The sequence below is a fragment of the Pontibacter populi genome (genome assembly GCF_040278685.1).
In the GTDB taxonomy this organism is placed as follows: domain Bacteria; phylum Bacteroidota; class Bacteroidia; order Cytophagales; family Hymenobacteraceae; genus Pontibacter; species Pontibacter populi.
The window spans coordinates 167628-185986 of record NZ_JBEOKT010000004.1 but is presented as its reverse complement, the minus strand read 5'-3'; the positions used below and the strand labels follow the sequence as shown (position 1 = coordinate 185986).

Annotated in this window: 17 protein-coding genes; 10 read left to right on the top strand and 7 right to left on the bottom strand. The window is 44.2% G+C overall.

From position 1 onward, the window contains the following. The first annotated feature begins 225 nt into the window (after nucleotides 1-225). From ABS362_RS05825 to trpS, 7 genes are all read left to right on the top strand, one after another. Entirely contained in the window at nucleotides 226-1692 is a 1467-nt protein-coding gene (locus tag ABS362_RS05825; protein WP_350411417.1) for an SDR family oxidoreductase, read from the top strand. 200 nt (nucleotides 1693-1892) lie between these two features. Continuing rightward, a complete protein-coding gene (locus ABS362_RS05820) occupies nucleotides 1893-2840 on the top strand; it encodes a phosphoribosylaminoimidazolesuccinocarboxamide synthase (RefSeq protein ID WP_350411415.1) in 948 nt (315 codons plus the stop codon). A gap of 54 nt (nucleotides 2841-2894) precedes the next feature. Next, entirely contained in the window at nucleotides 2895-3272 is a 378-nt protein-coding gene (locus tag ABS362_RS05815) for an STAS domain-containing protein (protein ID WP_162346346.1), read from the top strand. Between the two features lie 15 nt (nucleotides 3273-3287). After that, a complete protein-coding gene (locus tag ABS362_RS05810) occupies nucleotides 3288-4223 on the top strand; it encodes a ribonuclease Z (RefSeq protein ID WP_350411414.1) in 936 nt (311 codons plus the stop codon). Nucleotides 4224-4333: 110 nt separating this feature from the next. Further along, nucleotides 4334-5131: a queuosine precursor transporter gene (locus ABS362_RS05805; RefSeq protein WP_350411586.1), complete on the top strand. Its 798-nt coding sequence runs from the start codon at nucleotides 4334-4336 to the stop codon at nucleotides 5129-5131. A 228-nt stretch (nucleotides 5132-5359) separates the two neighbouring features. Continuing rightward, a complete protein-coding gene (locus ABS362_RS05800) occupies nucleotides 5360-6274 on the top strand; it encodes an EamA family transporter (protein ID WP_350411412.1) in 915 nt (304 codons plus the stop codon). A 111-nt stretch (nucleotides 6275-6385) separates the two neighbouring features. Continuing rightward, a complete protein-coding gene (gene trpS, locus ABS362_RS05795) occupies nucleotides 6386-7360 on the top strand; it encodes a tryptophan--tRNA ligase (protein ID WP_350411411.1) in 975 nt (324 codons plus the stop codon). A gap of 95 nt (nucleotides 7361-7455) precedes the next feature. On the opposite strand, the gene ABS362_RS05790 is transcribed toward trpS, so the two are convergent. The 6 genes from ABS362_RS05790 to ABS362_RS05765 all read right to left on the bottom strand — a co-directional run bounded on the left by ABS362_RS05790 (nucleotide 7456) and on the right by ABS362_RS05765 (nucleotide 11700). After that, nucleotides 7456-7845, bottom strand: coding sequence for a hypothetical protein (locus ABS362_RS05790; RefSeq protein ID WP_350411409.1), 390 nt, complete (start codon nucleotides 7843-7845; stop codon nucleotides 7456-7458). A 136-nt stretch (nucleotides 7846-7981) separates the two neighbouring features. Next, nucleotides 7982-8899: a hypothetical protein gene (locus tag ABS362_RS05785; protein WP_350411408.1), complete on the bottom strand. Its 918-nt coding sequence runs from the start codon at nucleotides 8897-8899 to the stop codon at nucleotides 7982-7984. Nucleotides 8900-8928: 29 nt separating this feature from the next. Then, entirely contained in the window at nucleotides 8929-9453 is a 525-nt protein-coding gene (locus tag ABS362_RS05780) for a hypothetical protein (protein WP_350411406.1), read from the bottom strand. Nucleotides 9454-9620: 167 nt separating this feature from the next. Further along, nucleotides 9621-10340: an SIMPL domain-containing protein gene (locus ABS362_RS05775; RefSeq protein WP_350411404.1), complete on the bottom strand. Its 720-nt coding sequence runs from the start codon at nucleotides 10338-10340 to the stop codon at nucleotides 9621-9623. A gap of 18 nt (nucleotides 10341-10358) precedes the next feature. Continuing rightward, nucleotides 10359-11123: a peroxiredoxin family protein gene (locus tag ABS362_RS05770; RefSeq protein ID WP_350411403.1), complete on the bottom strand. Its 765-nt coding sequence runs from the start codon at nucleotides 11121-11123 to the stop codon at nucleotides 10359-10361. 178 nt (nucleotides 11124-11301) lie between these two features. Then, nucleotides 11302-11700, bottom strand: coding sequence for a hypothetical protein (locus ABS362_RS05765; protein WP_162427084.1), 399 nt, complete (start codon nucleotides 11698-11700; stop codon nucleotides 11302-11304). Between the two features lie 174 nt (nucleotides 11701-11874). On the opposite strand from ABS362_RS05765, the gene hppD reads away from it, so the two are divergent. The 3 genes from hppD to ABS362_RS05750 all read left to right on the top strand — a co-directional run bounded on the left by hppD (nucleotide 11875) and on the right by ABS362_RS05750 (nucleotide 15717). Next, nucleotides 11875-12969, top strand: a complete 1095-nt coding sequence (gene hppD, locus ABS362_RS05760; RefSeq protein ID WP_350411585.1) for a 4-hydroxyphenylpyruvate dioxygenase — start codon at nucleotides 11875-11877, stop codon at nucleotides 12967-12969. 316 nt (nucleotides 12970-13285) lie between these two features. Then, entirely contained in the window at nucleotides 13286-15019 is a 1734-nt protein-coding gene (locus ABS362_RS05755) for a phospho-sugar mutase (RefSeq protein ID WP_350411401.1), read from the top strand. Nucleotides 15020-15132: 113 nt separating this feature from the next. Next, nucleotides 15133-15717: a nitroreductase family protein gene (locus ABS362_RS05750; RefSeq protein ID WP_350411399.1), complete on the top strand. Its 585-nt coding sequence runs from the start codon at nucleotides 15133-15135 to the stop codon at nucleotides 15715-15717. A 940-nt stretch (nucleotides 15718-16657) separates the two neighbouring features. On the opposite strand, the gene dnaB is transcribed toward ABS362_RS05750, so the two are convergent. Then, nucleotides 16658-18235, bottom strand: a complete 1578-nt coding sequence (dnaB, locus tag ABS362_RS05745; RefSeq protein WP_350411398.1) for a replicative DNA helicase — start codon at nucleotides 18233-18235, stop codon at nucleotides 16658-16660. Nucleotides 18236-18359 lie beyond the last annotated feature (124 nt).

The window sequence follows — 18359 nt, the reverse complement described above, 5'->3', positions numbered from 1 at the left end:
AGACTACATTTACTCTAAAAACAAAATGCCGGATGAATATTTTATTAAATATTTTTTCAAATACCCAATTTAACACCTGTAATTCAATGTTTTACAACTATAAAAACGAGTCTGAATTCAGCCTGCACCTGAAAAATACACGTTAAAAATGTAGCTTTATAATTCCTGAACATCAGGCTTAGTTAGTTGTTGCTATGGCAGAACATACTACCTAAACATGCTTACATGAAGATTCTTTTAACCGGAGCAAACGGCTATATCGGCAGGCGGCTATTACCTGTTCTCGTGGAGCAACAGCATGAGGTCGTGTGTATGGTGCGCGACCCGCGCCGCTTCGAACTACAGGACACGCTTAAGGATAAAGTACAAATTATTAAAGGCGACCTGTTGCAATCCGAAACACTTACCGCCCTACCCAAAGACATAGATGCCGCTTACTACCTGGTGCATTCCATGGGCGGCCACGGCAACGATTTTGAAAAAGCCGAACATACCTCTGCCGAAAATTTTGTCGCCTACCTTAATAGCACTACAGCTAAACAGATCATCTACCTGAGCGGACTTTCCAATACCACACAGCTGTCAAAGCATTTATCCTCAAGGCGACATGTAGAGGATATCCTGGATCAGGCAAAAGCTTTTTTAACAGTACTTCGGGCCTCTATTATTATTGGTTCCGGCAGCGCTTCTTTCGAGATAATCCGTGACTTGGTAGAGAAATTGCCTGTGATGATAACACCGCGCTGGCTCAACTCCCGCTGCCAGCCCATAGCCATACGGGATGTGATATTTTACCTTACTGCCGTGCTCTCAAACCCCGCCTGTTATGAACAACGACTGGAAATAGGCGGACCCGATGTGCTTACCTACAAGCAAATGCTCGAAAAACTGGCAAAGGTGCGCCACCTGAAACGTTTTATTTTTACAGTTCCGGTCCTCACACCGAAGCTATCTTCTTACTGGCTTTACTTTGTTACCAGCACCAGCTTTTCTATTTCCCGCAGTTTAGTAGAGAGCCTCCGCAACGATACTATAGTTCAGGATAATCGCATCAAACAACTTATTCCGCACCAGAATTTAAACTACGAGGAAGCGCTAAGACTGGCCTATGCTAAAATAGAGCAGAACATGGTGATATCGAGCTGGAAGGATGCCCTGGTGAGTGGCACCATGCGGCTTAACTATATGGATTTTGTACAAATACCCGAGCACGGTTTACTCACTGATAAACAGCTTATTAAAATTGAACAGGACCCAGCAATAGTTCTGGAAAACATCTGGCGTATTGGTGGCAAGCAGGGTTGGTATAAAACTGATTTCTTGTGGGAGATACGTGGCCTGCTGGATAAACTGGCTGGTGGGGTCGGGCTAAAAAGAGGACGTCGGCATGCTTCCGAAATTACGGCCGGCGAATCCATAGATTTCTGGCGTGTGCTGGTAGCAGACCGCGAAAAGCAGCGCCTGCTGCTGTATGCCGAAATGAAAGTACCTGGCGAAGCCTGGCTGCAGTTCAGGATAATTGACAAGCCGGATGGCGCATACCTGGAGCAACTGGCCGCTTTTAGACCTGATGGTTTGCTGGGCAGACTTTACTGGTTTGCGATGCTGCCTTTCCATTTCATCATTTTCAGGGGCATGGCCAGTAACATTGCACATCATAGGCCGGCAACGTTGCCTCATGCTAAAGTATAAAAAGTTTCAAATACATCGAATAATACAAACTATAGGTTTTAAAATATAAAACTTTGACTATATCTGTGAGTATACTAGCCCATGGTTATTTTAACCTATAATACTAAAGCCCGCTGCCACTCCTTTAGAAGTACAGCTATAAAAATTTTTGCCCTCTGAAAATAACGCTAACTTTGCTCTCCGATAAACCAAACGCACTAATGGAGGCCATTAAAGAAACTAACTTCTCCTTTGCCGGGCAAACCGGTTTTTACAGGGGTAAAGTTCGCGATGTTTATTATTTTAACGACAGGCTGGCTATAGTTGCCACCGACCGTATCTCCGCTTTTGATGTGGTTTTGCCACGTGCCATCCCTTATAAAGGGCAGGTACTGAACCAGATCGCCAGCATCAACCTGAAAGCCACTTCTGATATTGTTCCGAACTGGGTTATATCGTCGCCGGACCCTAATGTAACTATAGGTGTAAGCTGCGAACCCTTTAAGGTAGAGATGGTGATACGCGGTTACCTGGCAGGCCATGCGTGGCGCGAGTATAAAGCTGGAAAGCGCATGCTTTGTGGAGTAGCGTTACCGGAAGGCCTTCGCGAAAACGACAAACTTCCTGAACCGATAATAACACCTACCACCAAAGCCGACGAAGGCCATGACGAGGATATATCGCGGGAAGAAATTTTGGCGAAAGGTATTGTAAGTGAGGAAGATTACTTAAATTTAGAAAAGCATACACGCGCTCTTTTTGCACGTGGTACCGAAATTGCAGCCCAGCGGGGACTGATACTGGTTGATACCAAGTATGAATTTGGTAAACAAAACGGCCAGATATTTCTTATTGATGAAATTCATACGCCGGACTCGTCGCGTTATTTCTACAGCGAAGGCTATAGTGAGCGCCAAAAGAACGGAGAACCACAGAAGCAGCTCTCGAAAGAGTTTGTGCGACAGTGGCTCATAGAAAATGGATTTCAGGGGCAGGACGGACAAAAAATTCCGGAAATGACCGACGAAGTGGTAACTAATATCTCGAAGCGCTATATAGAGCTATTTGAAGTATTTACGGGCCATTCGTTTGTGAAAAGTGATTATAAAGACGCACTGCAACGCATTGCGCTGAGTGTTGAACAAAACATTTTTAGCTTAAAACATTAGATTTTTTAATGTATATTTTGGTACATTCGCATTTAAATCCTTATTGGTAGATCTATGAAGTACACGATTGATAAGAAAGAGAACTATACTATAATCACAATAGATGAGAAGAAGCTGGATACTTCAATAGCTCCGGACCTTAAGTCTGAGTTTGTGAAGCTGAACGCTGAAGGGATCACCAACCTGATTCTAGACCTGAACAACGTAAAATACACTGATTCATCCGGACTGAGCTCTATCCTGATCGCAAACAGACTTTGCAACTCATCAAACGGTTTGCTTATTCTTACAAGCCTGCAGGACCACGTAATGAAGCTGATCTCTATCTCTAAACTGGAGTCGGTTTTAAACATTCTGCCTACCGTAGAAGAAGCAATTGACCGTGTTTTTCTGCACGAGATTGAGCAGGACCTGACAAACAAGGAAGACTAAGTATTACCGCCGCTAGTGGATTTCGAACTCAGAATATTGGGTAGTTCGTCGGCCACACCTTCGGCAAACAGACATCATACCGCACAGGTACTTACCATTGGTAACCAATTACACCTGATAGACTGCGGTGAAGGTACGCAAATGCAGCTGATGCAATACAAAATAAAGCATCAGCGCATTTGCAATATCTACATAAGCCACCTGCACGGCGACCATTATTTTGGGCTTGCCGGTCTGTTATCAACCATGCATTTGCAGGGCAGGCAAAAACCTCTACACATTTTCGGCCCTCCCGGCCTTTCCGAGATCTTAAGTCTGCAGTTCCGTTATTCGGGCACCAACCTTAACTATAAGCTTATTTTTAATGAGCTGGATACTACCTGCTACAAAAAAATATTTGAAGACAAACAGCTAACCGTGCATACCATACCTATGGAGCACCGTGTACCTACCTGTGGTTTTATTTTCAGGGAGAAGCCAAAGCCGCGTCCGCTTATAAAAGAAAAGCTGCCGCCCTACCTTACACCACCGCAACTGGTGCGCCTGAAGTGGGGTGAAGATATTAAGGACGAGCAAGGTAACCTGTTGCTGGCCAACAAAGACGTGACCATGGAACCAAAGCACAGCCGTAGCTATGCTTATTGTTCTGATAGCCGTTACAAACCAGGTCTGCTACCCTACCTGCACCACATCGACCTGCTTTACCACGAAGCAACTTTCCTGAGTGATATGGAGGAGCGCGCAAACCATACGTTCCATAGTACTGCCAGACAAGCCGCCCAGATGGCTGCAGCTGCTGAAGTGAAACAATTACTGATAGGGCACTTTTCGGTGCGTTACAAAGACCTTACACCCCTGCTGACCGAAGCACAGGAAGTGTTCCCTAATACCGACCTGGCCACAGAAGGAAGTATTTACAGTGTGCAGGAGCAAATCACTGACCTCGGCTAAACTATAGTTAATATCCAACACAATTCGGCAACATTAAATTTGCTGGTTTGTTAAAGCTGCTGTTAAAATTAAATTTACTGACCAACCTGCACCAACTACAGACCCGACCTATGCATAGCGCTGCTACTACTACCCTGCAAAAGAAAAAAACCAACCTGTTTATGGTGCTGAGTGGTATTTTTCTGGCAAACGCCTTACTGGCCGAGCTTATTGGTGTCAAGATATTTTCGGGGGAGGCACTGTTTGGTCTGCCTGGTGCACAACTGGGTATCCTGGGTAGCAAACTCGATTTTAACCTGACAGCCGGTGTGATTATCTGGCCCGTCGTGTTTGTAACGACCGATATCATAAATGAATATTTTGGCAAGCAAGGTGTTAAGAAAGTAAGCATCCTGACGGTAATCCTGATCCTTTATGCTTTCCTGGTAATAACTATAGTTACCGGTTTGCCTCCGGCACAGTTCTGGGTAGACCTCAACAGCAAAGACCCGCAAGGCAACCCATTTAACATTGATTTTGCTTTTAACTCTATATACCGGCAGGGCTTAGGTATTATTATTGGCTCGGTGATAGCTTTTCTAATTTCGCAGTTACTGGATGCTACTGTTTTTCATTGGCTGCGCAACTATACCGGCAGTAAAAGGATCTGGCTGCGCGCTACAGGCTCCACGTTGGTTTCGCAGCTGGTGGATAGTTTAGTTGTGCTGTTCGTAGCTTTTTACCTGTTCGGCAACTGGTCGATGGAATTAGTTTTATCTGTAGCAGCTATCAACTATATCTATAAATTCAGCATCGCTATTCTCTTAACTCCTGTCCTATACCTGGCTCATTACCTGATAGATGGCTATTTAGGACACAGAAATGCTGAGACGTTAATTGAAACTGCTGCCATTGAAAGTGAACAGTAATTTATAACACAGGATAAAAAATAATAGTCTAAAATCTTTTGAATCTTAAAAATCTTAGCCTATGTTTGCACCCCGATTAAAATAATGACTGCACACTTAGCACATACACAAATTTTTATCACAGGATACGTTCTGCACGACCTGTAAGAGTACCCGGCTTACCCGCTTTGGGGCACTCCTGCCCTATCTCTATTTAAAATTTTTGTTTACTTTTTTAAAGGCCCTCCCATGTTCAGAGGAATCGCTTTTGTGCTTTGCGGAGCGTGCAGCTTCGGTATACTTTCGACGTTCGTAAAATTAGCATATAACGAAGGCTTTACCTTGGGTGATGTAACTGGCACTCAGGTATTTTTTGGGTTGATTATTCTTTGGGTGATCGTGCTGTTGCGCCGGCTTTTTGATGGCCAAGGCAACAGTGCATCGCTTAAGGAAGCACTCCAACTTATTGCCATGGGCACCAGCACCGGTTTGGTTAGTATCTTTTACTACAAATGCGTGCAAACGGTACCGGCTTCCATCGCTATTCTCCTGCTTATGCAGTTTACCTGGATGAGCTTACTACTTGACTCCATCGTAAAACGCCAGTTTCCTACTTTACTGCAAATTGGCACAGTGTTTCTGGTACTTTTAGGCACTTGCTTTGCCGGCAATCTTTTCTCAGGCTCTTTCCAGGATATAAGTTTATCAGGCATCGGGTTTGGCTTGCTGGCTGCCCTTAGCTATACATTCTTTTTAATGGTAAATGGCGCTGCAGGTAATGCATTACACCCTTCAACCAAAAGTGCCTTGCTGTTAACGGGTGCCTGTATTCTTGTCTTTTCTATCTTCCCCCCGGTTTTCCTGGTAAATGGTGCATTACTAAACGGCCTGTTTAAGTGGGGAATTATACTGGCTGTTTTTGGCACAGTGCTGCCTCCGCTTTTCTTTTCGTATGGCATTCCACGCATTGGCCTGGGCTTAAGTGCTATTCTGAGCTCTGCTGAGCTTCCGGTTGCTGTTTTGATGTCCAGCATTGTATTACAGGAGCAGGTAATTGCGGTACAGTGGTTTGGCGTGTTGCTTATTCTTGCAGCTATAGTACTGTCAAATATAAACTCGCTTCGCGGGAAAAAGAGGAAGACACCACAATTGGTAACAGCCTAACTATAGTTTACAACTATAGTTTTATGAGTTAAACTATAGTTGCGACCTGCAATTTTAATGGGCATTTTCGGCTATTTAGATTAATTTGCAACTTTAACGCAATTCTCTGTTATGGCACGATACCTTACCGGCATACAAAGCACCGGCCGACCACACCTTGGCAATTTGCTGGGCGCTATTTGCCCTGCTATTGAGTTCTCCAAAACATCAGACCAGGAAGCCTTATACTTTATAGCCGACCTGCACTCGCTTACCACTATCCGCGATGCAGAAGTTTTAAAACACAACACTTATTCTGTAGCTGCTGCATGGCTGGCCATGGGCTTAGATACCGACAGACATGTACTCTACCGCCAGTCCGATGTCCCTTTTGTTACAGAACTTGCCTGGTACCTGAACTGCTTTGCTCCGTTCCCGATGCTGGCCAATGCGCACTCGTTTAAAGATAAATCGAGCCGACGTGGGCTAGCTGATGTAAATGCAGGTTTGTTTACTTACCCGGTGCTGATGGCTGCTGATATTTTGATGTACGATGCCAACTTTGTACCTGTAGGGAAAGACCAGATACAGCATCTGGAAATTACCCGCGACATTGCCAGCTCATTCAACCATATTTACGGCGAAACCTTTGTATTACCGGAAGCTAAGACAGATGATGCCATTATGACGATACCAGGCGTAAACGGTGAGAAAATGAGTAAGTCGTATGGCAACATCATCGACATTTTTGAGGCCGATAAACCGTTGCGAAAAACTGTGATGAGCATTGTAACAGACAGCACGCCACTGGAAGAGCCAAAGAACCCGGAAGACGATACAACTTTTGCTTTATACCGTTTACTGGCAACGCCTGAAGAAGTAGAAACTATGCGGCAGAATTACCTGGCTGGTGGTTACGGTTATGGCCATGCCAAGCAGGCGCTTTACGAAACCATTATCAGTAAGTATAGCAAAGAGCGCGAACTGTTTAACTACTACATGAATAACCTGCCCGAACTCGACAAGAAGCTAAAGGAAGGTGCTGATAAAGCTAAGGCCATTGCAGCGCCGGTATTGCAGCGGGTTCGCCAGAAGTTAGGTTACTAAACTATAGTTTAATTCATAAAAAAACGGGCAGCTGAAGATCTCAGCTGCCCGTTTTGCTTTTATAGTTTGTTGCTGGCTTATAGTTGCCGGCAAGCTTATTTCTGGGTTAGAGGTGCACCTACAGGTATACCGCAATCGTGGCCCGGCTGACCGTGAGGAGGGTTAGTGCCCGGCGCTACGGTTTGTGTGCTTGTTGATGGCGTGAACGCAGGTACCGGAGATGGCGCACTCAGGTTTGGTTTTGGTGGCGAATCCAGCGGAGCACCTACTTCGATATCGCAGCGGTGGTTTGGCTCGCCGTGGGGCGGATTTAAACCTACTGTAGTAGCTGGTGTTGCTGCCTGGTTTGGAGCACTTGTAGCAGGAGCTGTTGTAGCTGGGGCTGCTGGCGACGAAGCGGTAGTATTTTCCGTTTTAGCGGAATCAGAGCAACTCATCAATCCAAAAAATAAAGCTGCCACTGCTATCTGCGATGTTATCTTCATATTAATTTCTTTTGTTGTGCGGAATAAGTTAGTTCGTATTTTATCTGCTTATAGTTTAACGTATACCAAACCTGAAAACAATATACGGATTATTACGGATAAGATACACTGAATCAACAGCATACTCTCCTAACACTTATTTGATCTCAATAATTCGTTCTTCGAAAGCTAAAGCTCCTTCTGTAGTTACTTCTTTGGTCTCTCTGCTGAAAATTACCCACCCTGAACCGTGAATACGGGCTGATGTTCTTGTTTCGTTTTGCAGCACCGGAAATTTGTCACGAGAAGGGAAAGCTGTACCGGTTTTATCCGCTTTCTGCTTTAGGTAAGCATAGGTCGCATCCGTTAGTTCTTTAGAGTCTAGTGTTTGCCACATCCTGAGTATGGCATTATCATCTTCTGAGTTTATCTCATCCAACAGAATAGTAACTTCAGAATTAAAGGGTTTGCCGCCCAGCAAGTTGGTGATGGGCAGATTTCCAGTTACTTCTTCGCCTAAGGTATATTTAGCACCGTGGTAGGTATAAAATTGCTGAACATCTTTTATGGCCTGCGCTTGTATTGCTTCTTTTGTAGAGAACATGCTTTCTACTTTAGCTGTCACTTCGTCTATCTGTGGTATATGCTTAAACTCTTTGCGAAGCAGTGCAGTCGCTTTTTTTATCTCGTCGCGTATTTCTTTCCAGTTTACAACTTCCTGAAATGAACCCATCTCATCTGTTTTGATGATGACTTTCATGTTATCTGAAATGCCAGCTAACTTTCGCGCAAATGGGTTATCAGTACCCGGATCGATGTTGCGATAAAGCCATTCTATCGTATAGGAGTTAGCTGTGGAGTCTTTTATAGTTACATCAACTTCGTAGGTCACAAATTCGCGTTGCGTAGTGTCTGTGCCAGATATCCGGTATTTCTCGTTAGTGATGATGTAGGTTTGGGTTTCATTCTTGTCCCAATAGCCTATCACCTGCATCGTAGAATCTTCCAGATTGATCTGGGCAAATGTGGTGAAGGATATAAGAAAGGTTAAGGCTAAAAGTAAAAGTTGTTTCAAGGGTATAGTTGGAAAGGGTAAATGGTTGTTTAGTATTTTAAACTTGCTGCTATTTTAGTAAACAAGGATTTATAGTTTTCAAAATTGTCAGATATAGTGGCAAACGTTAAAATCAATATCCTGCCTTCATTATTAGTGAACAGAACATAATTGTGCATACTCTCACCGCTATGTTTATTTTTATGCGTTTCAATCAGCCATTTATAATTCCTATTATTTAAAGTTATGTCGCCATCCTCTATAACTTTAAAAGAAGCTCCATTAACACTCAAACTTTCTAAAAACAGTTTATAAGATTCGTTTAAATCTTTTACATCTTTATCAAGCAGAAAAATATTATAGTTCTCTCTTGGGACATCTAAGACGTCTACTTTCTGTCTGATTGCTATAAAGTCAACGCTTTTATTTTGAGGTACGCCATACTGCCAACCTTCAGGCACTCCAATTTCAAAATTATTAACGGTATCTCGCACTAATATCAAGCTTTGACCTAAGCAATAAGTAGGCATCAAAACAACCAAAAAAAGAGCCAGTGTTTTTATTTGTAATGTCATTCAAATACTTTTTTATTTTTTTCTAACTCATTAAGTTAATAGTAATACCAACAACGCTGGCACTGCAAATGGACGGTAAAATCTTATTTAACTATCTCCAGCCATCACTGAAGCAAAGTTGGTAAATACTAAAATCTATACTCTTATAGTTGGCTGCATTTCCTGTTTTACTTTATCTGATATTCTACAAATAAAGTAGCCTTTATAAGTACAGTGCCTTTGCTTATGGCAATAGATCTGTTTTGGGCTGCTACTTCGGCTACTGCATATCCGTCCTGCTCCAGCTGTTCTTTAGATTCGGGCATAGAAGCTGAAATCTCGACATTGCCTATTTTCAGAATCTCCTTTTCAGATGCTGGCAATTCGGTTAAAAGTTTATCAGTCAGGGTATTCGCTTTTTTTAAAGCATCAACATAGGCTTCATTTTTTAAACTGTCGAGTTTGGAATGCGTGTAAGCTAAACTACTCAACTCAAGATTTCTGTTCTCTAACAGCTCTGTGTAGATTTGGTCCAGTTTGTTTATATCCCGGAGTGTAATGTATATAGTAATTGAGCTGTTGTAGCCTTCAAATACCTGTGAGTTATTTCTCCAGGTATAGCTCTTATTCATATTTACAGAAGTAGTCAGGATGTCGTCTTGCTTAATGCCGAAGGAAAGAAGCTTACTGTTTAGTTCGTTGGATTTATCAACAAGGCACTGTTTTGAAACTTTTACAGACTTTTGCAGGCAATTTAGATTGATCTGGAAAGTTGCAACGTCAGGAAGCGTTTCCACTTCACCAACAGACTTGATCATAATGGTTTTAAATTTTGATGGCGCAAGCGTAGAATCGGTTTGACAACCTAAGAGCAACACTGTAAGCAAAAGACCAAGTGTGTTTTTCATAATGCCAGAATTCATAAATTATTTATCCAGCGATTTAGTAATGTGAGCCTTCATTATATGATAAATATTCTCCTGGAGAGCAGTCTCGTAAAATGTGATCTTAGCGTTTTTATCCAGTATGATATTGGTAGGGTAAACATTCACACTAAACTTTGATAATAAATCAGAATCAGCCACTACTTGGTTATAGGCAAAGTTGCGTTTGGTTAAAAACTTATGCAGTTCACTTTTATTATTTTTTGCAAAACCTAAGAAAACCACTTCATCATTTTCGAAATCCTTAACTAGTTTATTAAGCTCAGGTATTTCTTTTATACAAGGTTTACATTCTATAAACCAGGCATTAATTACAACTACCTTCCCTTTTAAGCTTGCAAGATCATATTTCTTCCCGTCAGTATCTGTTACTTCAAAATCCGGGCTTATAGTTCCGGCAAGCTCTTTTCCTTCATCCTTTTTCGCATTCCAGTTACGTTCTTTTTCATTTAAAGGAACCATTACTATTGCACCTACATTCCCTTTTTCATCAAGGTAAAAATCCTGTTTATACATCTGGCTTTGAACTATACTGGAAAACTCATTTGCATTTATTTCTTTGCCTGTAGCATCATAAATTTTTATTTCATCGAGCTTATAGCTAAATGTTCCTTTTGCCAACAGGTCATCGGTGGTAGCAAGTTCGAGATCATTTACCTTTTCTTTGAGTGCAGCGCTTTGATTATCGCATGAAAGAAATAGCGAAAAAGTCAGAAGTGTAATAATCAGTTTAAAGCTTGACTTCATAGTTTGCCTTACATTAGTTTCTTAACAGACCTTAGTTACTTAACTATAAGCCTTTAGATATTAACTAAATACAATATACCAAATATCCACCACCAACCAACTATAAAAAAATTGCCGCACCCACCTTAGCATAAAGCCTTGGCAAGTGCGGCAACTATAAAATCTATAGTTTATAGTTCTATTCAGCAGTCCAGAGTACGCGCTCCTGGTCAGAGAGTATCAGCAGTACGCGTGGTGGGTTAGCTACCAGCACCAAACGCATCTCCACCCCCGGAAACTTATCCGATTCTACCCAAACACCTTCGCTCTCTTCGCCTTCTTCCAGTTCTTTCCCATCCAGGGAGCTGGCAATGTAAGCCGTTGGCAACAGTATGTCGGCATCCGACTTTATCTTCCCGTGCACATCTTCCAGCACATCTTCCAGGTAATCGCCGTACGTTTCGTTAAAGTCATCTTCCATATCGTGCAGCGCCTCTTCCATATCGTCGTAGCGTGCGTCGTTATAGTCAAGCTTGTTCAGCTCACTTTTCTTTTCTAAGATGGCAATCAGGTCTTTGTTCAGCGTATCTGCGTTCATAGCTTTATTTCATTTTTACAAAGTTGAAAACATGATATAGTAATTGCAAACTTTATAGATGATAATTTGCACGGCAGCCTTTCTGGTTTTGTTAAAACTATAAAAGCTGTATTTTTACGTTATTACTTATTAAAACTACAAACTATGACTACCAACACATTAACATCCGAAACTATAGCTAAAGATATTCTGCCGTTAAATGGTACCGACCATATTGAGTTTTATGTAGGTAATGCCAAGCAGGCAGCTCATTTTTACCAGACCGCTTTCGGTTTTAAGCTGGTAGCTTATGCCGGTCCCGAAACAGGTGTCCGCGACCGTGCTTCATACGTTATTCAGCAGGAAAAAGTACGTTTAGTATTAACGACTGCCATTAACCCGGACTCTGAAATTGCCCAGCATGTGCACCTGCACGGCGATGGCGTAAAAGTACTTGCCCTTTGGGTAGATGATGCCGAAGAATCTTTCAGAGGAACGGTAGCTCGTGGTGCCAAACCAGCCATGGAGCCTAAAACAATAACCGATGAGTTTGGCGAAGTAAAAGTAGCCTCTATCCATACCTATGGCGATACGATACACACCTTTGTAGAGCGCAAAAACTATAACGGGGTGTTTATGCCGGGTTATGTGGAGCGCACCTCAGAGCTGCAGGTAGAACCCGTAGGACTGAAGTATGTAGACCACTGCGTTGGCAACGTGGAGTTGGGCCGCATGAACGAGTGGGTGAAGTTCTACGAAGATGTGATGGGCTTTAAACTGCTGCTTACCTTCGATGACGAAGACATCAGCACCGAGTATACTGCCCTTATGTCTAAAGTAGTATCGAATGGTAACGGCTACATTAAATTCCCGATAAACGAACCGGCGGAAGGCAAGAAAAAGTCGCAGATTGATGAGTACCTCGAGTTTTACCGCGGACCAGGTGTGCAGCATATTGCCGTAGCTACCAACGACATTCTGCATACTGTAGCTGAGCTGCGACGCCGGGGAGTTGAGTTTCTTCGCGTGCCGGAAACCTATTACGAGGACCTGATAGAGCGCATCGGCCATATTGATGAAGACATGGCTGACCTGCGTAAGCTAAATATTCTGGTTGACCGTGACGACGAAGGGTATCTACTGCAGATATTCACAAAACCAGTTGAAGACAGACCAACGGTGTTTTATGAGATCATCCAGCGCAAAGGAGCCAAATCATTCGGTAAAGGTAACTTCAAAGCGCTGTTCGAAGCCATCGAGCGTGAGCAGGCGCTGCGCGGTAACCTTTAAGCCTGAATAAAAGTATAGAAACCCGTGAATATTCGGGCATGAAACTTTAGCCATACCTATAAGATCACACCAGTTCTTTCAGATGTGCATCAGGCACGCAAAGGCTGGTGTGATTTTTTGTGTTTGAAGTTCGTGGCGTGTTTTTTTGCTGGCGCGGGTTTGTAACCCGTGTCTAACTATAATGTCGGATTTGTAATCCAACTGGGGCGGAGACCCAGACTATGCGTGTCTGAATTTTAACACACCCCTACCCCTCTCAAGAGGGGAATTATACTTATAAACTATAAATTACTTTACAATACCATACTGTAAGACTATGATCGAACCAGCTATACAACAAAAAATAAACGCCTGGCTTAGCGGAAACTATGACGAAGCCACCAAAACGGAAATAAACGGATTACTGGAGCGCAACGAGCACGAATCGCTATCAGATGCTTTTTATAAAGACCTGGAATTTGGCACCGGCGGACTGCGCGGCATTATGGGTGCAGGCAGCAACCGCATGAACCGTTATACGCTGGGTATGGCCACACAGGGCCTTTGCAATTACCTGAAGCAGAACTTCCCGGGGGAGCGCGTGAAAGTGGCCATTGCCCACGACTGCCGCAATAACTCTGATGTGTTTGCCCGCATTTCAGCTGATATTTTCTCTGCCAATGATATTGAAGTATACCTTTTCCAGGCGCTTCGTCCTACGCCGCAGTTGTCGTTCGCTATCCGCCATTTAGGTTGCCAGAGCGGCGTGGTAGTTACGGCATCGCATAACCCGAAAGAGTACAACGGCTACAAAGTGTACTGGAACGACGGTGCACAGGTAACAGCCCCCCACGACAAGAACATTATTGCCGAAGTAAACAAGATCACCAGCATCGACGAAGTTAAGTTCGAGGCAAAGCCTAACAACATTCACCTGCTGGGCCCGGAAATGGATGAAGCTTACATCATGAAAGTGCTGGGCTTGTCGGTTTCACATGAGGCAATTAAGCGCCAGCACGACCTGAAAATTGTGTACTCATCTATTCACGGCACGGGCATTACGCTGGTTCCGGAGGTTCTGAAACGCTTCGGATTTACCAATGTAACTATAGTGGAAGAACAGGCTGAGCCAAACGGCAACTTCCCGACTGTAATTTACCCGAACCCGGAAGAAAAAGAAGCCATGACCCTGGCCCTGAACAAAGCCCGTGAAATTGACGCCGACATTGTAATGGCCACCGACCCGGACTCTGACCGCGTGGGTATAGCTGTTAAAAATGACAAAGGCGAGTTTGTGTTGCTGAACGGTAACCAGACCGGCGCGCTGCTGATAAACTACCTGCTGCAGGCCTGGCAGAAAGCCGGCAAACTGACGGGCAAAGAGTTTATCGTTAAAACGATAGTTACCACCGATCTGATCATCGACATTGCCAAAAGCTACGGCGTAAACCATTACGAAACCCTGACCGGCTTTAAGTACATCGCTGAAAAGATACGTGAACTGGAAGGCAAGGAAGTATACATTGGTGGCGGTGAAGAAAGCTATGGCTACATGATCGGTGATTTTGTACGCGACAAAGACGGCATCTCGGCCTGCGCCCTGATAGCAGAAATGGCTGCGGTGGCAAAAGATAACGGCCAAAGCTTGTTCGAGATGATGGTAGAGATGTATACCAGGTATAATTTCTATAAAGAAGAACTGGTATCGTTCACCAAAAAAGGACAGCGCGGCGCCGAAGAGATTCAGCAGATGATGGCCGACATGCGCGCTAACCCGCCGCAAACTATAGCCGGCTCCCCAGTTGTAGAGATCAGCGACTTTAAACTGAGTGCCCGCAGAAACCTGGTTACAGGCGAAATCAGTCAGCTTGGTTTAGAAAGCTCTAACGTGCTCCAATACATGACTGAGGATGGCAGCAAGATATCAGCGCGCCCGTCAGGTACCGAACCTAAGATCAAGTTCTACATCAGCGTAAATGAGCCACTGGCTTCTAAAAATGATTACGATGCAGTAGAGCAGAAACTGAATGCAAAAATTGAGCAGATCCTGGTTGATCTGAAGCTGAAGTAGGCTTAATTGCACCTTGTTGAATGGCTGAATTGCTGAAACTATAGTTTAGCGGTTCAGCCATTTGCATTTTACACACTTTTAAAACCTTTTACACTGTTCTTTATTTTTAAAGTATGAACGATCTATTTTCAACTATAAGTCAGGTTATCCGCACCCGCCGCACTACCAAGCCACCCAAACTAAACGGACAAAAAATTCCGGATGAGCAAATAAAACAACTGCTGAAACTTGCCGACTGGGCACCGACACACGGCCACACCGAGCCGTGGCGTTTTATAGTTTATGCCGGCGATAAAATCCCACTGTTCTGCCAGCAGCACGCCGAACTATACCAGCAGGAAACTCCAGAAGAAAAGTACCAGCCCGAAAAGTACGAGAAGTTGCTGCACATGGGCGACAAAGCTTCGCATATTATAGTTGCTTACATGCGCCGTGGCAACTTACCCAAGATTCCAGCCTTGGAAGAAATTGCCGCTACATCCTGTGCCATCCAAAACCTGTTGCTCGGTGCTACCGCCTTAGGTATCGCCAGTTACTGGGGCTCCGGCGGTATGGCTTACCACCCTGCTATGAAAGAATTGCTAACGCTCCGTGAAGAAGACCAGGTATTAGGAATCCTGTACTTGGGTTACGCTGAGAATTCTGCTCATGAAGGAAAAAGGACTACACCGTTGAGTGAGAAAGTGAAGTGGATGTAAAGTGTGGTGTCTGGTCCAGGATTTATAGGATTGAAGGATTTACAGGATCTATTATTAGCTGGTAATAGCTGGCGCGAGTCTCGTGACTTTTGATGGTGTTGAGTCTCCCGACTCAACTGGCCCGGAAGGGACAGGCATGGCAGTAGCTTTGGCTATAGTTTTATAGTCAATAATATCCAACCACCCCTAACCCCTCAGAGCTACGCTCGCTACCTTCGAAATCTCTTCTCGAAAGTCTAAGGCGGGGAACTTTCTGCTTTTCACTTTGTCATCCCGAACAGCGTGAGAGATCTGGTCCAGTTTAACATCCCCCTTCTCCCCCTTCAAAGGGGGACTTTCTGCCATTGCAATAGTTGGTTTTATAGTTCTATAGTTGCAGACCACGAGCGGACAGGTCGCGACCTGTCCCTACGGAAATACGACCACGATAAATCTCGAAGCTTACCGGTTCGAATTATGGATAGGCAGTGCTATATGAAAGATCGCAGTCTTTGGGTTGAGCGCCTTGTGAATATCTGGTGCCGTAAGGCATTGCGAGGAACGAGCAAAAGAGATTCGCACAGCGCGATGCGCAAAGACGGGGCCTCCCGGCCGTGAGGGCATCAAAGCTGGATTGAAACGATGGGTAAGTAAAGCTCCCAGGATTGAAAGTGATTTGAAAGGATAGCTAAGTTTAAGAGGCAAAGAATCAAACTATAGAACTCAGATTTCTCCTGACGTCGAAATGACAAAAGAGTAACTACAGGACATATAAGATCCTTCACAGCTACGCTGGCTCTCTTCGACTCTCGTCTCAAGAATGCTCAGTATGATTAAAGGGTAAACCTATAAAAACGAAAAGCCGCTGGCTTTTGGCACAGCGGCTAATCTACCTTTGGCTATACTTTTATACTTTAACCAATGCAGCTTAAACGCTAACATCAGTTGTATATTGTCTTACTTAAAATGGCGGCTCTTCGTCAAACTTAGAACCCGGGAAACCTCCCCCACCATTACTTCCATCATTCATTCGGCTACCTAAGCGGATAGAACCTGGCGTTTCTGCATCAAATGTACTGTTTGGTAACGCATTAAAGGTATTGAATCCATCGCCACTAAAATCTGAATCTAAGTTAGTAAACTTTGTGTACTTACCAATAAACTTCAGTTGCACGTTTTCCAGGGAACCGTTACGATGTTTGGCTATAATTACCTCACCCACCCCGGCTGTCGGGTTACCCATCTCGTCCTCTGTGATGCCGTAATATTCCGGGCGGTACAGGAAGCAAACCATGTCGGCATCCTGCTCAATTGACCCGGATTCACGAAGGTCGGATAGCTGCGGGCGCTTATCGCCACCACGTGTTTCTACGGCACGGCTGAGCTGCGACAACGCAATAACCGGAACGTTAAGTTCCTTGGCCAGCATCTTTAATGCTCTCGATATCGACGCGATCTCCTGTTCACGGTTACCGCCACCCTTGCCATCAGCATTTCCGCTCATCAGCTGCAGGTAGTCAATAATGATCATCTGGATATCGAACTGGGCTTTCAGACGACGGCATTTGGTACGTAGCTCACGGATAGAAAGGCCCGGCGTATCGTCAATAAAGATCGGTGCTTCAGTTAGTTTAGCAATTTTATGGTTCAGCTGTGCCCACTCGTAATCTTCCAGGCTACCTTTCTTTATCTTTTCAGAATCAAGTTCGGCCTCTGAAGAAATAAGACGGTTAACCAGCTGCAGCGACGACATCTCGAGTGAGAAAATGGCCACTCCTTTTTTGAAATCAACAGCCGCATTACGCATACACGAAAGCACGAATGCCGTTTTACCCATCGCCGGACGAGCTGCCAGGATGATAAGGTCAGATTTCTGCCAGCCAGATGTTACGCGGTCCAAAGCAGTTAAGCCGGTTGGCACACCTGTCAGGCCGTCGTCCTGCTTACGTTTTTCTTCGAGTTCTTTAATAGCCGCGTGCATCAACGAGCGCATGTCGTCGAAGTTCTTACGGATGTTTGATTCGGATACTTCGTATAGTTTGGCTTCGGTTTTATCCAGCAGCTCAAAAACATCGGTGGTATCTTCAAACGCTGATGACAATACTTCCGAAGAAATAGAGATCAGATCGCGCTTAATGGAGTTTTCGGTAATGATACGTGCGTGGTACTCGATATTAGCCGCCGAGTTTACGCGGGTGGTAAGCTGTGTTACATAATACGCGCCTCCAGCCAGTTCCAGTTCGCCAAGCTCGCGCAGCTCATGCGTAACAGTCAATATATCTATTGGCTCCGACTTATCGAAAAGGGCTAGTATTGCTTTAAATATGCGTTGATGGGCCTCTTTGTAAAAGCTCTGCGGGCGCAGAATATCAATTACCGTTGTAAGGGCATCTTTTTCCAACATCAGAGCGCCTAACACGGCCTCTTCCAGATCTAACGCCTGCGGTGGTTTTTTGCCAAGCTCCGAAATGGCAGTCGGTTTCTTCTGCCATCCGTTGCGTTGACCCGCCGGGCGTGTGTTCATTTGCATTTCCTCCATAACCACAAATTTAAGATTTAACAGGCAGAAGCAATCTTTATAACCCTGTTAATAATCCACAAGATATCCACAAAGTATCAACATATTACAGTATAGCTATTTTTATTTAGCTCAGGTCTTCTAA